Genomic DNA, 18,270 nt, shown 5'->3' with positions numbered 1-18,270 from the left:
TAATAAGGTCAGGTTTAGTGATTTTGGAGCGACTAACGCCAGGGATGGTCTAAGCACATGCAATCGCTTTTGCTGCGCTTACACTCAGAAAAGATTACAATAGCCGCTCTTTACTCTATGAGAAGTTCATGTATAATTGGCAATTATCGTTAAAAAAAGCTATTACCGATCCAGCTGAATTATGCCGCGAATTAGCACTCGATCCGAAAATGCTTCCTCAAATTCTGGAAGCGACTACTCATTTCCCCTTACGGGTCCCGAGTGGATTTATCGCGCGCATGGAAAAGGGCAACCCACAAGATCCTCTATTATTGCAAGTGCTATCTCAAGCAAGGGAGCTAATCAACTCTCCAGGTTACCGCCTAGACCCTCTCAATGAAAAGAAATTTAATCGAGTCCCAGGTCTCTTGCATAAATATCATGGACGAGTACTACTCACACTAAGCGGCGCTTGTGCAATTCATTGTCGTTATTGTTTTCGTCGTCATTTTCCTTACGATGAAAATACGCCCGGGAAAAAAGGATGGAACAAAATTTTTGATTATTTAAAATCGGATACCTCCATCACCGAAATTATTTTAAGCGGGGGTGATCCTTTAACAGTAAAAGACAACGTGCTAGCTGAATTCGTTTCTTATCTCGAAAAAATAACTCACCTCAAACGCTTGCGCATTCATACACGTTTGCCAATTGTCATCCCTGAAAGAATTACTAATGAATTTATTCATTTGTTAGATCATATGGGATTATTACCTACAATTGTTATCCATTGTAACCACCCCAATGAAATCGATAAATCTGTTACGACAACCCTCCGTTCTTTACAGAGGACAAGAACGACCTTACTAAATCAATCCGTTTTATTAAAAAATGTCAATGATCAAGTAGAAACTCTAATTCGTTTAAGTGAAAATTTATTTGAAGCTGGGGTTTTACCTTATTATTTACATCTCCTTGATCGGGTGCAAGGAGCTTCACACTTTGAAGTGAGTAAAGTGCAAGCACAGTATTTAATTGCAGAAATGATAAAACGCCTTCCGGGTTATCTCGTTCCTAAATTAGTACAAGAAATTGCAGATGCTCCAGCAAAAATACCTGTTATCACCATTCTCTAAAATTGCCTACCATCCACCAGTCTCTTCTTTATAAATCATCAAGTCGACTTGAAGTTGGATACAATGTCGGAATTTAAGGAGCTTTGGAACATTAGTATAAAAATTATGAGTGCCACCTATTTCCGTAATAACCAAAGTTCAGTAATTCAAAATATGTCCTGTAACGGTTTGATTAACATCGACTCCTTCTAAACGACGCAAGAAAATTTCCAACGAATTGCGGCAGATCCAGCCCTTTTTCATAATGACCCGCTTGTCCGTTATTCCATATTTCGAAGTCCGATAGGAAATAAGCTGAGATCAACCAATAAATTCCTATTATTAATGCAATAAAACTACAAATTTCATATAAAGCATAACCACCGCCCCCAAAAAAGATTGGAACGAAAGAGAAAATAAGAGGGGCTGTACACATAAAATAAAAAAAACAACTATTAGATCCGAAACTCTCGGGCGCAAATAATTCCATGAGGCCTAGTAAAAACTAATTTTTCATCTTTTAGTAATGTGTCTTTTATTTAGCAAGGAGGGTACATTATCATTCTCCAAAAAATTTTTTTATATTTTAAACCACACTCACACTATCCACCTTGTGAAAGCCTCGAGGCAGTTTATTACCTCGGCATCCTCGTTCACCTTGAAAATTGGTTAAATCACTGGTTTTCAGCGTTAGTTGTCGTTTTCCCGAATAAAGAATCAAGGTGCTATTCTCATTTAATAATGCTAACGCTATACAATATTCTTCGCGGTTCGCCAAACGTGCGGGAGGAATCTGAATGATTTTATTACCTTTTCCTTTTGGTAATTCGGGTAATTCAGCGATAGGGAATACTAGCAACCGTCCTTCCGAAGTAATAGCTGCGAGATATTGCGATTCTTTATCTGTCACCCACAGAGGTTCCATCACTTGTGCTCCTTTGGGGACTTTAATTACACTTTTCCCACTTCGACTTTTTACATATAAATTAGCTAGAGTCGTTAAAAATCCATAACCGGCGTCAGAAGTTAACAAGAAAAGATCTTCATTTTTACCCATTAAAACTGCCACAAATTGAGCACCAGCTTCGGGTTTCAATCGAACTGTTAAGGGTTCACCTAGCCCCCGAGCGGACGGCAATGTGTGCGCTGGTAATGAATAGCTTTTCCCAGCTGAATCTAAAAAAATAACCAGCTCATTGGTGCGGCCCTGGGCTTGAATTAAAAATTCATCTCCTGAACGATAATTCAGCCCCCTGCCATCAATATCGTGTCCTTTTGCCGCGCGAACCCAACCTTTTTTTGATAAAACCACGGTAATGGGCTCCGATGGAATCATTTCTTCTTCACGAATGGCTTTCGCAACAGGTCTTTCAATTAAAGGAGATCGACGCCCATTGTCATAATTTTTTTTATCGGCAATTAATTCGGATCGAATCAATTTTTTTAATTTTGTTTTTGATGCTAAGGTTTTTTCGATTTCATCGCGTTCTTGAACTAATCGCGTCTGTTCTTCACGAATTTTCTTTTCTTCGAGTTTAGCCAATTGACGTAATTTAATTTCGAGAATGGCATCCGCTTGCTTTTCGCTTAGTTTAAATTGTTTCATTAAAGCAGGTTTCAGCTTATCTTCTTGGCGAATAATCGGGATAATTTCGTCTAAATTCAAAAAGGCAATAATCAATCCATCCAGAATGTGCAATCGTTCAATAACGATCTCCAATCGATATTGTAACCGTTTCCGAACGGTCTGCATTCGATACCCCAGCCATTCTTTCAAAAGAGACAGCAAGTCTTTAACTTGCGGCCGTCCGTCGACTCCTATAACGTTTAAATTAACCCGATAACTGTGCTCTAAATCTGTTGTGGCAAAAAAATGCGCCATAAGCTCATCAATGTCTACCCGATTAGAGCGAGGAAAAATAACAAGCCGTGTGGAATTTTCATGATCTGACTCATCGCGAATATCACTCACAGTAGGTAACTTTTTAGAAAGCATCTGCGCTGCAATCTGCTCTAAAATTCTATTACCTGAAACTTGATGCGGTAAAGCGGAAATTACAACTTCCCCATTTTCTCTCCGATACGTTGCGCGCATACGCAAGCTTCCTTGGCCTGTTCGATAGATGGTTTGAATTTCACTAATAGGAGTGATAATTTCGGCAGAAGTTGGATAGTCAGGCCCTTGGATAAATTTCATCACTTCTTTTAAAGTGGCCTCGGGGTTATCCAATAAATGCACGCAGGCATCTACTACCTCAGCAAGATTATGGGGAGGGATATCTGTTGCCATACCTACTGCAATCCCTGATGTCCCATTTAATAACACATTTGGTAATCGAGCCGGCAAAAGGACCGGTTCTTGTAATGTGCCATCAAAATTAGAGATCCAATCCACAGTCCCCTCTTCGAGTTCAGCCAATAAAAGCTGAGCATACGAAGAAAGTCGGGCTTCTGTATAACGCATCGCTGCGAAGGATTTGGGATCGTCAGGGCTCCCCAAGTTCCCCTGTCCATCCACAAAGGGATAGCGATACGAAAATGGTTGCGCCATTAGTACCATTGCTTCATAACAAGCTGTATCTCCGTGAGGATGAAATTTACCGAGAACGTCCCCCACCGTTCGCGCGGACTTTTTATACTTAGCACTTGATTTTAAACCTAATTCTGACATGGCATAGATGATACGCCGCTGAACTGGCTTTAGCCCATCAGCAATATGGGGAAGCGCGCGATCCAATATTACTGACATGGAATAATCAAGATAGGCTTTTTCAGTGAATTCTGCTAAAGGCTGCTGCTCGATAATGACGCGTATATTATTATCTACCATAAAAAACATATCAGATTGGTTAAGTGATAGGAGTATATGAGATTTCTAGATATTTGTCAGTTTAAACACCGGGCGTTTCTTTCTTTCTTTCAGAATGCTTGTCATAAAAACAATTTTTGACATATGTTTGACATATGATTAAAATAATCTAGATAAAATTAAATCTAGATAAAATAGTAGAGACTTCCCATGAATGCTCAGTGGTTAATAAGAATAGTTCTCTTCAGTGCTTTTACCTTTCCTGCCTTCGTAGAAATCAAGAACACGCCTAATTTTAAGCGTGGTATTGATCATGAAAAGGCTGCTAGCTGTATTAAAAGCATTAATAAATCGAAATACAAATTAAAAGAACTCCTTTCTGATTATAAAATTTCCGTCCAAAACCTCTTGGTTAAGCAGACCGTCTGCCAGCAGTTTTTAACTTTCTTTAAAATTAACGGATGGAGCATTTTTAAAGAAATTCGTCGCTATAATACTCTTGACGTTATTCATGCAGATTATGTTTACATCACGGATCAATGAACAGGGTATTTTCTGGTAATGCCAACGGAGCAATTGATTACTTTTCCAGTCTTAATTTCTAAGAAGGAATTAAAATCAGCGTCGGGGTACCAAGACATTACAAACAATTATCCGCATGTAGGTGCCTTGCAAATTTTAGATTTTCCCTATGCGATAAAATTACCGCATCATCGTTATAGACTGGTTTTCTCACAACAATTAAAAAATAATTACAATGCTTATGCATTAGCGGGCAAAGCACGTGTAGCTTATGACTTTCCGGCAGATGGAAAAGAGTTTTACGGTGTAAAAGTAGTTAAATTAATCCCGCAAAGTAAATATGCGCAATAATCTCCGCCATTATTCGGTCCTTGATGAGGTCATTCTACAATATCATAATTTTTTAGAAACCGTATTTAATCAATCCAGAGCCCGCCGGAAAAACCCAGCGAAGGAGCTTTCCGAACCAGTTCTTACCCATTCCGAAAAACAGAACAGTATTGGGTGTATGCGAGTAAACCATAGTGGAGAAATATGTGCTCAAGCCCTTTATCGCGGACAAATGATTTTATCTCAAAATTCAGTGGTCCAATTGATGTTAGCAACAGCGGCTGAGGAAGAAACTGATCATTTAGCATGGTGCAAAGATCGCATAGAGGAATTGGGGGGATACACCAGTTATTTAAATATTTTTTGGTACTCCAATGCCTTTCTCATAGGACTATTAGCAGGTGCATCGGGGGATCTGTGGAGCCTTGGTTTTGTTGAAGAAACAGAAAAACAAGTCGAGGCACATTTAGAAAATCATTTACACAAACTTTCCTCTGTTGATGTTAAAAGCCGGAAAATTGTGGAACAAATGCAAAAAGATGAAGTCTCACATGGCCAAAAAGCAAAATCGGCAGGGGCAAAAGAATTGCCTTATACCATAAAAAAATTAATGGGCCTCCATGCCAAAGTTATGACGACTCTGGCTTATTGGATTTAATTGCTAAGTTTTTTTCTTCCTAATCCTAAATCAATTGTTGTCGAATGGCTTTAATTTCTTTTTGATAGTTCGAAGCATGAAACAATCCAGAGCCTATTACAAAAAAATCAGTTCCAGCTTGAGAAACGGCTCCAATATTATTTAATTTTATTCCACCATCGATCCCAAGCATCGCATTGCTCTTCAATTCTTCTAACAATTGTCTTGTGATTGTGATTTTTTTCAAACTTTTTGTTATAAAAAATTGGTCTGCAAAACCTGGATTAACCGACATAAGTAAAATTAAATCAACTTCTTTTAAAATAGTATGTGGCAACAATACTGATTGCTCTGGATTAAAAGCAAGTCCCTTTTGCATCCCTGCTTGATCAATTAATGCTAGTGTTTTCTCGATATTTTTTGATGTTTCAGGATGAAAGGTAATCAAATTGGCGCCGGCATTCGCAAACGCTTTTATAAAATCGTTCGGCTTTTCCACCATCAGATGAACATCAATTGGAACAGCAATTCCGGCTTTACGCAACGCTTCGCATACTACAGGACCAAAACTTAAATTAGGCACAAAATGATGATCCATCACATCAAAATGAATATAGTCAACGCCAGCTTCTACAACTTGCTTTACTTCTTCTCCTAAGCAAGCGAAATTAGCTGATAAAATTGATGCAGAAATAATTTTTTTTGCAAAAACTCTCTGCTCATGCTATCCCAATCAAGCTGACTGAGAAATGGGATCATTTTTTATTTTCATGCCATTTTTATTTTCATGCCATTCCGCTGGCTTTTCGAATTTGTTCGTAAGCATTTTAAATTTTTTGAGTCTTCTGAGTAGCCACTTTTATAATTTCAGGCGGCAATCCTTTCGCCATCAATTTATCAGAGTGATGTTGACTCATCAAGCGTCGATAAGTTTTTTTAATTTCAGAATCAGCAGCGCTCATGGTTAGTCCTAATATTTTATAGGCATCGTTTAAATGAGAATGGGGATTGGATGGAGACTTTTGGTGGTAGCGTTTATAGTTTTGTTCGGCTTGGAAACGTTGTTCAAATTGATAATATTGGAAACCATTTGTCTCCAGGCGTTCACAATCCAGGCGTTCACAAATATATTGCAATACTTGTCGCTTATATTCACTAATCCATCCCCCATCCGCATAAGCCATTTAAATCTGGATTTCCAAAAACATTCGCAATAAAGTGGGTTGGAAGAGGCATGTATGCCCCAATTGATTGAGAACAACACTGAGGTTGAAATTGGGTTGTTTGCCCTCAGTAAATAAACGGATGGCTTCTCGTTTCATGTTATCGTCCAATCCCATCTGTTGCATTACATGACGAGCTTGACGAATTTCATTTTTGGAAACTCGGCCATCTAATTTAGCTACGAAACCCATTACGCGGAAAGTGGTATTAAAAAATACTTCCTGCACTTTAGTTTGCGAGAAGCAAGAAGAAGAAACCGATTGCAACCACAAAACCAACCTTGATCGAAAATAATATGACCAAAAATCAAACCGGCAATAAACCCCACTGGACCAGCCAAAAAAAAGCCCAAGAGTATCCCAATGATTTTACCAGTCCAATTCATTATCTTGTCACGCAATTAATTGCGTTAAAATCGAACGACCCTAGGAAAGGAAGTCCCCCCAGATCAGCAATGCTGGAAAGACTAGCGTTAAAAATGAGAATGGAGTTAATTACACGCGAACCGGTGGAATCGCTAAGTTCAGAGCCTTATCTGATGATTCTATTTTAAAATCAATGTTATAGGAAATTAACGTATGCTTCCTAACCCAACCGCATTGCAATTTACCTCTGTTTTTACCGGCCCCTTGCGCCAATTGGAAAAACGCTTTCTCGAACATCAAATAAATATTGAAACGTGGTTTCGCGAACAATGGTCAAAAACACCGCCGCCTTTTTATACATCCGTAGACCTACGCAACTCAGGATTTAAATTGGCGCCGGTAGACACCAATCTCTTTCCCGCCGGCTTCAACAATCTAAATCCAGATTATATGCCCCTTTACATCCAAGCTGTGCAAGCCACTATAGCGGAGATTTGCCCCGATGTCACACGTCTGCTCATCATCCCCGAGAGCCATTCCCGCAACATCCATTATTTTGAAAGTTTAGCCATGCTCCAGAAAATTTTGAAAAATTCAGGATTTGAGGTACGTATTGGTTCGTTGGACTCTTCATTACCCGAGTTTCAAATTCATGAATTACCTTCAGGCCGCAAACTACAGATTGAACCTTTGGAATGCAAAGGAGACCAAGTAGGAATTAGAGATTTTTTCCCCTGTTGTGTCATATTAAATAATGACTTATCCGGCCACATCTCCGATATTTTTCAAAACCTGAACCAACGAATCATGCCAGCCCCTCAGCTTGGCTGGGCAACTCGCCTGAAGTCAGGGCACTTCACAGCTTATGGAGCTGTTTCCGAAGAATTCGCCTCCCTCATCAACCTTGATCCGTGGTTGATTAGCACTCTTTTCGATCAATGTCCGGAAGTTGATTTTCTTAAAAAAGAAGGCGAGGAATGCCTCGTCAACCGTGCTGAAGGTATCCTGCGCGCTGTTAAAAAAAATATGCTCAATACAATATTACTGAAGAGCCATTTCTGGCTATTAAAGCAGATGCTGGGACCTATGGAATGGGCGTGATGATGATTCAAGAACCTGAAGCCCTGCGTCACCTGAATCGTAAACAACGCACACGAATGTCTACTTCGAAAGGCGGCGTCCCCGTGACTAAAGCGATTATCCAAGAGGGCGTGTATTCTTTTGAAACAGCGGGAGAAGAAAATACTGTAGCTGAACCTGTTGTATATTTATTCGGTCGTCATGTAATTGGTGGTTTCTATCGTATTCATAAAGGTTGCGGGCCCAACGAAAATTTAAATACCCCGGGGATGAATTTTATTCCTATGGCATTCGACACCACTTGCAGCACACCCTGTAAAACTAATAAGTCTGTGAACCGATTTTATGTTTATGGCGCAATCGCACGTCTTGCCGCATTAGCGGCAGCTCGTGAATTGGTATTGTTTAATATTTAATAAAAGAGTAGATTGCAATGAAAATTGGCATCCTCATGGACCCTATTTCTAAAATTCATGTCTATAAAGACACAAGTTTTGCTCTGTTACTGGCGCTTCAAGCCAGAAATTATGAACTTCATTACATGGAAGCACCGGATATCTTTTTACAAAATAGGAAAGTCCACGCTTTTATACGCCGTCTTCAGGTGAAAGATAACACCTCTTCATGGTTTGAGTTAAGCGCCCCCTATATTCAACCCTTAAATGGGCTCGATATTTTTCTTATGCGAAAAGATCCACCCTTTAATATGTCTTATATTTATTTAACGTATTTTCTAGAACTTGCTGAAAAAGAGGGATTGTTTGTGGTAAACAAACCGGCGAGTTTACGAGATGCTAATGAAAAATTATTCGCCAGTTGGTTTCCTCAATGCACACCAAAAACTTTGGTCACCTCGCGTAAAGAGTTATTACAACTCTTTCTCCAGGAACAAAAAGAAATTATAATTAAACCACTCGGAGCAATGGCAGGTAAATCAATTTTTCGATTAACCGCTCAGGATCCCAATGTCTTTGTCGTTATTGATACAATGACAGCCAACGGAAAACGGCTCGTCATGGCACAGCAATTTATTCCAGCCATTAAAGATGGCGATAAGCGAATCATTTTAATTAATGGTGAACCCATTCCTTATGCTTTAGCGCGAATTCCCGCGAAAGGCGATTTTCGTGGGAATTTAGCGGTAGGTGCTAGAGGAGTAGGACAAGAACTGACTGATCACGATCGATGGATATGTCAACAAGTAGGGCCCACCTTGTGTCAAAAAGGCCTTTGGTTTGTTGGCCTTGATGTAATTGGGGATTATTTAACAGAAATTAATGTCACCAGTCCCACCGGGATTCGAGAATTAGAAACTCAATTTAAAATCAATATCGCGGATCAATTCGTCGATTTTCTGGAAAAACAATTTAACCATACGCGACAAACTTACTGAGAGTTAACGGATGACTGATACTATCGCCGTTACTTGCTTGGACGAATCACGTCAACAATATGCAGAAAAACTTGCAACCGAATTAAAATTGGCTTTAGTTATCCCTACTACTAAGAATTATCCTATTTTATTGACTGTCACGCCTTCTCATATTGAACTGCGTTCAACCGATCCAAAAGCGCCCGGTCCTGTGTATGTAGATTTCCTTAAAGGAGCATTGGCTCATCGACACTTATTTGGAGGTGGCCGCCGGGGCCAATTAATCGCTCGCGCTGTTGGATTAAAAACCTATTCCCACCCTACTGTTTTAGATTTAACAGCAGGCTTAGGCCGAGACGCTTTTATTCTCGCTACTCTCGGATGTAACGTAACTATGCTAGAACGCAATCCCATTATCGCTGCACTATTGAAAGAGGGTTTAGCTCGCGCTCAAACAGTTGAGTGGTTTAAGTCCTTAGAATTAAAATTAATCGAAACAGAAGCGCAAAGTTATCTTTTAAAACTTAAAACTTCTTACGATATTATTTATACGGACCCGATGTATCCCATTGGGAAAAAATCTGCGCTCGTAAAAAAAGAAATGCGGGTATTACGTCATTTAGTAGGTAAAGATGAAGATGCACCCCAACTCTTAGAGATCGCTTTAAAGAAAGCAAAATATCGCGTCGTTGTTAAACGCCCGAGATTAGCTCTTAAATTAACAGATGCTAATCCCACCGTATTTTACGAAGGCAAAAGCAGCCGATTCGATGTCTATCTGACTTGAACAGTCATCACGCTGCAAAAGAAGAGCCGCAACCGCAGGTAGTTTTTACATTAGGGTTACGAATCACAAATTGAGCGCCACTTATATCCTCACGGTAATCGATTTCAGCACCTTGGAGGTATTGAAGACTTAAAGGATCAACTAATAATCTTACCAATCCTACTTGCCCACTCCCGCCATATTCATTCTCTTCTTCCTTTATCTCTAAGGCTTTCTCAATAACCAAATCATCGGGGTTTATGGTTTCGTCGAAGGTGAATCCATATTGAAATCCTGAACAACCACCACCAGTGATAAAGACGCGCAAATTTAGATGAGGATTATTTTCCTCATCAATGAGTCCCTTCACTTTACAGGCTGCAGCGTCAGTAAAGATTAGGGTAGTCCGGGAGAGAGGGGATCGCGCTAAATCTACCATGGAATGGATTATCTAATTATTGAACATCAGCGTCAACTAGCTTATTTTTCACATTTACAGCTACTCTACGCTTAGAGATCTTGGAGCGAACTCATCCAAAGGATTTTCTATTCTTTAGGCTCCCGCCCTTGTACAATACAACACATGCTCTGAATTCTCGCTTTCCATATTATATTTGTTGTTTTCTGGTTTTCCAGCCTTTTTTTACCTACCACGACTTTTCGTGTATCACGCTCAAACGGAAGATCAAATTAGTAATGAACGATTTAAAATTATGGAGCGAAAACTGTTTTTTGGAATAATGATGCCCGGTGGTATTTTAACAACTGTGTTTGGTTTATCGTTACTTCTCTGGGATTGACCCTACTATTCCCATGCCCTATGGATGTATATTAAATTAGGATCAGTAGCACTTTTGTGGGTTTTTCATTTCATTTATGCGAAATATTTATTGGATTTTAAACACGACCACAATCCATATTCACACTAATTTTACCGCTGATTTAACGAAATTCCGACAGTGCTATTAATACTGATCGTGATACTAGCTATTATTAAACCCTAATAAACAACCCTAATAAACCCTAAAAATAGCTTTACATTTCAATCATTTCAAAATCGGATTTCATCGCACCACACTCGGGGCAAAGCCACTCTTCGGACACATCGTCCCAGCGCGTGCCGTGAGCAATGCCGTCTTCGGGCCACCCTTTTTCTTCTTCGTAGATGAAACCACATAATAAGCACATGTATTTTTTATATAGCATAATAGAGCGCCTTATTAATTACGCAGGACGAATGACCGACAACTCTGCTGTTCTCTTTGAGAAAGCTCAAAATTATATGCCAAGCGGAGTCAATTCACCACTGCGGGTCCTTCCACGCTGTAGAGGGAGAGCCCCCGCCTCGATTTATCAAGAAAAGGCGTACGGGGCCCATACCTTGCGTTTGATGCGGATAATAACCATTTCATTGATTACGTGAGCTCTGCCCCAGCGATCCTTATCCATTCCCATCCGGCGATTATCCAAGCGCTCTACGAAGCCGTTAAAAATTGGCTGAGCTTTCGCGCCCCGTGTGAATTAGAATGGTTTGTGCAAATACGCAAATAAAATTTCTTGCTATTGATGTAAATACTCTGTCATGCACACGGCTCTTAAACGTAATAAACCACCTCGTCACAATGGTTGGATTTATTTTGTTCCAAGATAAAAGTATCCGCTTATACGTAGTCGATAATAAACGATTACTACACATCGAACAGGTAGCGTATTCCGACCTTGATATAGGTATTCGCGCTGAGCTTTGCAATTTTATTATCAATCAGGATCCCAATATCGAATAAAAAAATTATTTTTACTCGATAATTTAGATACTAATAAAGACTGAATCATCTAACATTGAATCTCCGTAATTTAATCTAAAAATTGTCTCAGAAAACAAGTTCGACAATCGCTTTTGGATAGCATTTGCTTCAGAAATCTGGAGGGTTTCCAAAATGAACATCAATCTTCTTCCCTAGAGACAGCTATTGCAACGGCGGCGTTATTTTCTACATCTTGGTTTATGGCTGGGTTAGTATTCTAATTTCTTTAATAACTATTTTAGGTCTACATTTCAGTTTATCGAAAAATATCACTATGAAGAAAAATCATATTACCCTGCTGAATAAGGAATTAGAAAATTTACCTATTGTAAAATATCACTAAGGCCCTTGTACTGGAAAAAATTCTTAAAGATTCTTAAAGAACATAATAATATTTATTCTTTAAAGAAAATTATTTAGGTGCTACTTACTTAGTATATTTTGACTCGATTAACATTCAAACATAACTACTGGAAAATCGAAGGAATGACGTTTAAAACCAACTCTGTCCTAACTTTCATCCAGCACCTTAAAAAATTCTTGAATTTTCATCTATTTTTATTACCCATATGAGTCAATACCACCATGTTTTTTTGTCATTCAGTCACCTAAGGTCCTCTAAAATAACTGTCTAATAGCTGTCTTTTTCCTTAGCCACCTGGCCATCTTAGTAACAGGCTACTCCTTCTTGCTTCGATTGCAATTTCGTCACTATCAACATCTCGATCAAGAACTTCATGAGAAAGAATCACGACTCACTCACATCAAAAATCTAACTTTCAGCCAATTTAGTTATCTGAATGTATTAAGAGCACTGAAACATCCAATGGACACCAACCAACTTATTGCCCTTCTTACTACAGTAGCTCAACAAAAAATATTTGTGATTAATTCGTATTAAATCTGAAAAAGTAGAAAAGAGTAAATCATTTTCTTTTATTTAATTAGATTTGCTTACAGAAGGTGAATTTTTAAATTTGAGCGCCTTTCTTGAAATTTTATTATATTTTCCAAATTCGTTTGTCATATCGCAACTACAAATGCGACCTTTAAATAACCATATCGTTTTATATTGCAAGGTCAATATCTATTATGATTAGAGCTCTGTTATGGACAATTATTCCTTTAAGTTTAGTCAATTCAGTTTTTTGCACGATAAGGGAACGCGATCCTTTTTCTTTTCCCAGATTAGGTCAACCCTTATCTCCGATGAAAACAATTTTTCTTTCAATTCATTATGCTAAAGCTAAATTTATAGGAGATATACTCAATAATAAAAAATTTACTCTGTTATCTAAGAATGATTATGCACTGTCTGATAACCGTACCAATCAGCTTTGGATTTGTGATGAAAAATCCCGTATTCGGTCCATTCAATCTTTTATTAAACACTTAAATATTCCAATCGATCCAATATTAATTAAAACACGAATTGTAAGCGTCGATGAACACAATTTACGCTCTCTAGGTATTCTATTTGGAACCAAGCAAAATAGAAGCAAACCTGCCGACGGACTTATGTGTGACAATTCTGACCTTACTATCCAATTTGATATTGCGGATATCCCTATAATCAAATTAAAAAATAGTCAATTGTTAGATGTAGCACTTTCTTCGCTCGAACAAATGGAAGAAGTAGAGGTTATCTTGAGCCCTAAACTTATGACTAACAATCGTTAAACAGCAGCAATCGAATCGCTGGAAGAGATTTCCTACTAAGAAAAAACTGGGGAAGGGAATACTAGTGTGACATTTTAAAAGCCAACCCTCCCCCTTAAAGTGACACCTATTGTCTTACTTAGTTAGACGCATCCTTTTACAACTTTCTGTCAATCAGGATAAAATAAGTTCTTTTTAGCAAATGGTGTACCGGCTATTCAGACTCAACAATTAACCACTGAGGTAATAGTTGACGATCAAGAAACGGTAGCCTTAGGCGGAATCTATGAACAGGCTAGCCAATAGGAAGAAACTGGAATCCTGGGTTTGCGTAGGATTCCTCTTTTAGGAGCGATATTTCGTTACCATCAGCACATTAATGAGCAGAAACAATTATTAATTTTTGTAATACCTCAAATGATTACGATACATGCACAACAATATAAAAAACTCAGCAACCTCTATCTCATCGGACCGATGGGTTCTGGCAAAACGAGTGTGGGTAAACAGCTCGCTAACTTAACTGGAAATCGTTTTTATGATTCGGATATCGAAATTGAAAAATGCACGGGCGCAGATATCCTATGGATTTTCGATCGGGAAGGGGAAGAAGGTTTTCGTAAACGCGAAGCCGAAATGATTTCTTCATTGTGTAAATTTAATAATATTGTTTTATCCACCGGAGGAGGGGTTGTATTAAATAAAACTAACCGCCGTTCTTTATCTGAAAACGGTATCGTGGTCTATTTAACGGTATCAGTAGAAACACAATTAAAACGGATCGCTTGTAAAGGGAAGGCTCGCCCTCTCTTTATCAAAAATAATTCCAAAGAAAAACTTCAGAAACTCAACGAAGAGCGCGAGCCTTTGTATCAAGCTATTGCTGATTTCACTTATCGAATGGATAATTTAAAACCTCGTCAATTATCAATTCGAATTTTGACGGATATTAAAAAATTTATAAAGTGAGCTTATGAATACTGTTTGTATTTTTGTTAATGTCAAAGAATCTAGTTATCCCATTTATATTGGTGCAGATCTCTTAAACGATAAAAAACTTCTTTACCAATACATTGAAGGCCCTCAGATAATGATCGTGACTAATGACATGATTGCACCATTCTATCTTGCACCATTAAAAACTATTTTTCACGATATTCAGTGTGATCAATTTCTCTTGCCTGATGGCGAACAGTTCAAAGATATTAAACAGTGGCAGGAAATCCTAAATAAACTAATTGCAGTTAATCATCATCGGAACACCACTTTAATTGCTTTAGGAGGGGGCGTCGTAGGCGATCTCACAGGTTTTGCTGCGGCGTGTTATCAACGAGGAGTGGATTTCATCCAATTGCCAACAACTCTCCTGGCTCAAGTTGATGCTTCTATTGGTGGCAAAACTGCTGTAAATCATCCATCAGGTAAAAATCTTATCGGCGCATTTCATCAGCTAAAGCGGTAATTATTGATCTCAATACTCTTCATACCTTACCTCTACGTCAATTTAATGCAGGAATTGCTGAAATTATTAAAGCCGCGCTGATCTACGATGAGGAATTTTATATTGATCTCGAAACAAATATTACCTCTTTATTACGACGAGACTTAGATTATCTCCAAACTGCTATTAAACGAGCCTGCGAAATCAAGCGAGATATTGTTAGTGAAGATGAAAAAGAGAAGACTAGTCAACGTGCTCTCTTGAACTTAGGCCATACCTTTGGCCACGCTATCGAGCAGCTTTTAGGTTATGGATATTGGCTCCATGGCGAAGCAGTAGCAGTGGGCTTAATATTGGCCGCTGAATTATCCTCGTACCTAGGCTTATTCGTTCTGACGAAGTAAATCGCGCTCGAGAGCTGCTCCAACAAATTCCCTTACCTACTCAATTACCTAAAGAGATTTCTCAAGACTCCTTATTAGATGCTATGCATAAGGACAAAAAAGCAATGAATGACCGGCTACGCCTTGTTTTATTGGAACGGATTGGGAGTGCATTTGTCTCGAGTCAGATTAATGACGATACCTTAAAATTATTTTTTGCTAGTTTGAATAAAAAATCGGTATAATCTAGTTGAAAATGATGAAAGAATTTCTTTATGAACATTGAAGAAGAGTTCGACGAATTATCTTCCGAACCCGTAACATAGCCTTTATGGCAGTAAAATTGGGTTAAATTTATCTATTTTCTGCTGTTAGCTCTAATTTTTTTGGCACTCTGGTATTACAAACATCATCACACCCGAATAAGTAGCAACCCATGTGATTAGTAATGCGATGAATCCTATTCGAATGGCTGAGCAAATTCTTTCAGAAAGTCAAAAAGTACCTAATCATTAGTGTCGTAATGAAAGAGAGGACACCTTAAGAATCAAGGTAAACATCAACCTTATTAAGAGCGTCTTCATAGCAACTCCATAAGCTACTGGTTGTAATACATTGTCTTCCACATTCGAATAAACTACCAATTAAAAGAGTAATGATTCTCTAAAGTTTTTTGTCGTTCTTCTTCTAAAAGGGTTGGCAATTGCTTTATTTTTCATCATCATTAAGCTGCTTATCATTCAACTCTTCGTTTAAATACTTCTCAACAACAGCTATTGAGTCACGCCGCTGCTTTTTTGATCGCTTGCTAGGATCGTAGTTTCAGAAGGTAACCCGAATTTAATCCCTTAATTGGTGTAAAGGAGAAGTTAAATTTTTGCGCTGAGACGAATGAGAAAATGTTCTTTTTTACTGGCATCTCTGCCGAAAATATCATTTCCCTATTCCTAATAACCATATTCATTGTAGACGGTTGTTATTGGAAATACACCTGGCTGAACTTGTCAACTCTCCTTCGTCGTTTCCTGACGAGAGCAAGCTCTGATAACGTATGTTCCAATAGGTTTTCTTCTTCACGGTTTAATTGATCCTTTCCCTTGAGAACTTTCAATAAGGATTCTAACTTGCCTGTCCATGCCTTTAACCAATATCTTAATTGCTCTATACAATGACGAGGACGGTTGTTGTTTTTGTAGCAGGCTAGGAAATAAGAGAGTAAGGTTTCATAATAATAAGCAAATTGTTTAATAACTGCTAACCCTAATCGTTCTGGATTCTTTTGATTTTCAAGTATTTTCTTTAATTCCGCACGACTTTCAAAAAAAATTTTAAAGTCCTGGCTAAAATTATATAAATTTCTTGTATCTTCTCCAGACTAAGGTCGGCTCATCATTAAATTTAAATATTGTTATCAAATCTCGAAGACTATCTGACAAAGATTAAATTAATATTATCTCATCCCCTGCATTTATAACCAGTTTGTATCGCTCAGGCGACTTTATCCTTCATCAACACACTCCGATAACACCACAATAAGCAAAAAGCACTAAAAACAAGAAGCACTTCAAACACATACATACACTGGACGGAGATGTAATAACTTCCGATGTCTACAAATAAGTAGATCAATAAAATTAGGATGCCGCTTAAGCTATTGAATATAGACTGCATTCGAGCTTGAAAGCGAAACCTTGTCAAGTGCTGCGCTTTTGTTACCATCAATGGCCATACAGCTAAACAGAGGCCAATGAAAAAATACAATATCTTAGCTCCAACGATGGTGCGATTCGCTCCAAACCAACCAAAAAAATAGCTAACAAAAAACACAATAGCATTAAAGTTTTTCTAAGCCCCCATCGATCGGCTATCCAAGGCATAAAAATTCCTCCCACGACGACCCCGACGGACAAAGCGGCATCGATTTGCCCAAATTGAGAAATGCTACCCTGTAATGCGTTCTTAACAAACGGCGCTAGTAAAACAGGAGTTGTCATAAAGGACACTAAGATAAGCAACTGCACGGAATAAATCACAATTAATTTTGGATGATTACGTAAGTAAACAAGTCCTAACTTGAAATCATCAACAATAAAATGATAAGAAATTTTTGTTTTCTTGATTTTTTGTAACGTCGGCTTAACCCGCATCAACGCGAATGTTGAAAGAATAAAAATAATTCCCGTCACTAATATCGTTGGTGCTGGAGATAACCAAGCGACAAAAAAACCTGCCAAACCCATTCCTGCCACATTCCCAATTTCATAAGCAATATCAATGGTGAAGTTAGCATAAAGCAAATCATCTGAAATAACTATTTCACGAATTAGCGCGATTGCCGCAGGCAAATAAACACTGAAGCCTATTCCCAATAGTATTGTAAGAAAATAAATTACATAGGCAGAGATACGGTGACTAAAATGGCTACTAAAAAAAATTAACACAATTCCGCGAATGGCATTGCCACCTACCATTAACCATTTACGCGAATAGCGATCGGCAATAACTCCTAAAAAAGGCCCCAATAATACAGTGGGTACCCAAAAGTAGAGCATCAAAATCGAAACTGCCGCAACCGAATTATCGGCTTGTAAAATCAGCCAACTCAATGTAACGTAGCTTAAGCCCGAACCAAAGGTTGCTAAAAGGCAGCTCACAAAATACCATCGGAAGGAGAGTTGAGATAACAACTGCAACCGCTTACTGACAAACGCCATAACAACACCAAACCAAATAAAAACAATTTCGTAGGGAAACCGGCCCTTATATCATAATTTACCAATTTT

17 protein-coding genes and 6 pseudogenes are annotated in these 18,270 nt (G+C 38.4%); 15 read left to right on the top strand and 8 right to left on the bottom strand.

Translation table 11 applies throughout. From position 1 onward, the window contains the following. Window positions 1-128: 128 nt before the first annotated feature. Window positions 129-1,115 carry an EF-P beta-lysylation protein EpmB gene (epmB, locus tag B1F79_RS04225; protein ID WP_251366116.1) on the top strand — a complete coding sequence of 329 codons (987 nt, stop codon included), beginning with the start codon at window positions 129-131 and terminating at the stop codon, window positions 1,113-1,115. A 138-nt stretch (window positions 1,116-1,253) separates the two neighbouring features. On the opposite strand, the gene B1F79_RS04220 is transcribed toward epmB, so the two are convergent. Together B1F79_RS04220 and parC are read right to left on the bottom strand one after the other, a co-directional pair. Next, entirely contained in the window at window positions 1,254-1,358 is a 105-nt protein-coding gene (locus B1F79_RS04220) for a hypothetical protein (RefSeq protein ID WP_251366115.1), read from the bottom strand. A gap of 322 nt (window positions 1,359-1,680) precedes the next feature. Then, complete coding sequence (gene parC, locus B1F79_RS04215) at window positions 1,681-3,933, bottom strand: DNA topoisomerase IV subunit A (protein WP_251366114.1); 2,253 nt, start codon at window positions 3,931-3,933, stop codon at window positions 1,681-1,683. A 180-nt stretch (window positions 3,934-4,113) separates the two neighbouring features. On the opposite strand from parC, the gene B1F79_RS04210 reads away from it, so the two are divergent. From B1F79_RS04210 to coq7, 3 genes are read left to right on the top strand one after another with little or no spacing between them, the layout of a single operon-like run. Beyond that, entirely contained in the window at window positions 4,114-4,446 is a 333-nt protein-coding gene (locus tag B1F79_RS04210; protein WP_251366113.1) for a hypothetical protein, read from the top strand. An 18-nt stretch (window positions 4,447-4,464) separates the two neighbouring features. Beyond that, window positions 4,465-4,776: a hypothetical protein gene (locus B1F79_RS04205; RefSeq protein WP_251366112.1), complete on the top strand. Its 312-nt coding sequence runs from the start codon at window positions 4,465-4,467 to the stop codon at window positions 4,774-4,776. Further along, a complete protein-coding gene (gene coq7 / locus B1F79_RS04200) occupies window positions 4,766-5,413 on the top strand; it encodes a 2-polyprenyl-3-methyl-6-methoxy-1,4-benzoquinone monooxygenase (RefSeq protein WP_251366111.1) in 648 nt (215 codons plus the stop codon). Before B1F79_RS04205 ends, coq7 begins: the two co-directional genes overlap by 11 nt. A 25-nt stretch (window positions 5,414-5,438) precedes the next feature. Here the strand turns inward: coq7 and rpe are convergent, their stop codons facing one another. Both rpe and djlA read right to left on the bottom strand, forming a co-directional pair. Then, on the bottom strand, window positions 5,439-6,086 hold the full coding sequence (gene rpe / locus B1F79_RS04195; RefSeq protein ID WP_308159735.1) for a ribulose-phosphate 3-epimerase: 648 nt from the start codon (window positions 6,084-6,086) through the stop codon (window positions 5,439-5,441). 133 nt (window positions 6,087-6,219) lie between these two features. Further along, window positions 6,220-7,001 (bottom strand): annotated as a pseudogene (gene djlA, locus B1F79_RS06610) (co-chaperone DjlA). Between the two features lie 193 nt (window positions 7,002-7,194). On the opposite strand from djlA, the pseudogene gshA reads away from it, so the two are divergent. From gshA to B1F79_RS04170, 3 genes and pseudogenes are all read left to right on the top strand, one after another. Continuing rightward, window positions 7,195-8,477 (top strand): annotated as a pseudogene (gshA, locus tag B1F79_RS04180) (glutamate--cysteine ligase). A 17-nt stretch (window positions 8,478-8,494) separates the two neighbouring features. Further along, entirely contained in the window at window positions 8,495-9,454 is a 960-nt protein-coding gene (gene gshB / locus B1F79_RS04175) for a glutathione synthase (protein WP_285896398.1), read from the top strand. A 10-nt stretch (window positions 9,455-9,464) separates the two neighbouring features. Beyond that, window positions 9,465-10,220 (top strand): class I SAM-dependent methyltransferase, encoded by a 756-nt coding sequence (locus tag B1F79_RS04170; protein ID WP_251366108.1) that lies wholly within the window; start codon window positions 9,465-9,467, stop codon window positions 10,218-10,220. A gap of 7 nt (window positions 10,221-10,227) precedes the next feature. Here B1F79_RS04170 and erpA read toward each other — a convergent pair whose 3' ends face one another. Then, on the bottom strand, window positions 10,228-10,638 hold the full coding sequence (erpA, locus tag B1F79_RS04165; protein WP_251366107.1) for an iron-sulfur cluster insertion protein ErpA: 411 nt from the start codon (window positions 10,636-10,638) through the stop codon (window positions 10,228-10,230). 153 nt (window positions 10,639-10,791) lie between these two features. Here erpA and B1F79_RS04160 point away from each other — a divergent pair. Then, window positions 10,792-11,203 (top strand): annotated as a pseudogene (locus tag B1F79_RS04160) (CopD family protein). 31 nt (window positions 11,204-11,234) lie between these two features. Here the strand turns inward: B1F79_RS04160 and B1F79_RS04155 are convergent. Beyond that, on the bottom strand, window positions 11,235-11,405 hold the full coding sequence (locus tag B1F79_RS04155) for a rubredoxin (RefSeq protein WP_251366106.1): 171 nt from the start codon (window positions 11,403-11,405) through the stop codon (window positions 11,235-11,237). Between the two features lie 31 nt (window positions 11,406-11,436). On the opposite strand from B1F79_RS04155, the pseudogene B1F79_RS04150 reads away from it, so the two are divergent. The 7 genes and pseudogenes from B1F79_RS04150 to aroB all read left to right on the top strand — a co-directional run. Continuing rightward, a pseudogene (locus B1F79_RS04150) lies at window positions 11,437-11,726 on the top strand (aspartate aminotransferase family protein); the annotation flags it as partial. Beyond that, on the top strand, window positions 11,726-11,983 hold the full coding sequence (locus tag B1F79_RS04145) for a hypothetical protein (protein WP_251366105.1): 258 nt from the start codon (window positions 11,726-11,728) through the stop codon (window positions 11,981-11,983). The pseudogene B1F79_RS04150 and the gene B1F79_RS04145, both read left to right, overlap by 1 nt. A gap of 709 nt (window positions 11,984-12,692) precedes the next feature. Continuing rightward, a complete protein-coding gene (locus tag B1F79_RS04140) occupies window positions 12,693-12,905 on the top strand; it encodes a hypothetical protein (protein ID WP_251366104.1) in 213 nt (70 codons plus the stop codon). Window positions 12,906-13,096: 191 nt separating this feature from the next. Further along, on the top strand, window positions 13,097-13,684 hold the full coding sequence (locus tag B1F79_RS04135; RefSeq protein ID WP_251366103.1) for a type IV pilus secretin PilQ: 588 nt from the start codon (window positions 13,097-13,099) through the stop codon (window positions 13,682-13,684). A gap of 189 nt (window positions 13,685-13,873) precedes the next feature. Further along, window positions 13,874-13,969, top strand: a pseudogene (locus B1F79_RS06405) (hypothetical protein); the annotation flags it as partial. Window positions 13,970-14,080: 111 nt separating this feature from the next. Beyond that, entirely contained in the window at window positions 14,081-14,632 is a 552-nt protein-coding gene (locus B1F79_RS04130) for a shikimate kinase (RefSeq protein WP_251366117.1), read from the top strand. A gap of 4 nt (window positions 14,633-14,636) precedes the next feature. Then, window positions 14,637-15,732, top strand: a pseudogene (gene aroB, locus B1F79_RS04125) (3-dehydroquinate synthase). Between the two features lie 1,243 nt (window positions 15,733-16,975). On the opposite strand, the gene B1F79_RS04120 reads toward aroB, so the two are convergent. Both B1F79_RS04120 and B1F79_RS04115 read right to left on the bottom strand, forming a co-directional pair. Next, window positions 16,976-17,185: a hypothetical protein gene (locus tag B1F79_RS04120; RefSeq protein WP_251366102.1), complete on the bottom strand. Its 210-nt coding sequence runs from the start codon at window positions 17,183-17,185 to the stop codon at window positions 16,976-16,978. Between the two features lie 35 nt (window positions 17,186-17,220). Then, window positions 17,221-18,201 (bottom strand): MFS transporter, encoded by a 981-nt coding sequence (locus B1F79_RS04115; protein WP_251366101.1) that lies wholly within the window; start codon window positions 18,199-18,201, stop codon window positions 17,221-17,223. Between the last annotated feature and the right edge of the window lie 69 nt (window positions 18,202-18,270).

This window comes from Coxiella-like endosymbiont of Rhipicephalus sanguineus, from assembly GCF_018687865.1.
The sequence above is the reverse complement of the archived record's forward strand: the minus strand, read 5'-3'. Positions and strand labels throughout refer to the sequence as shown.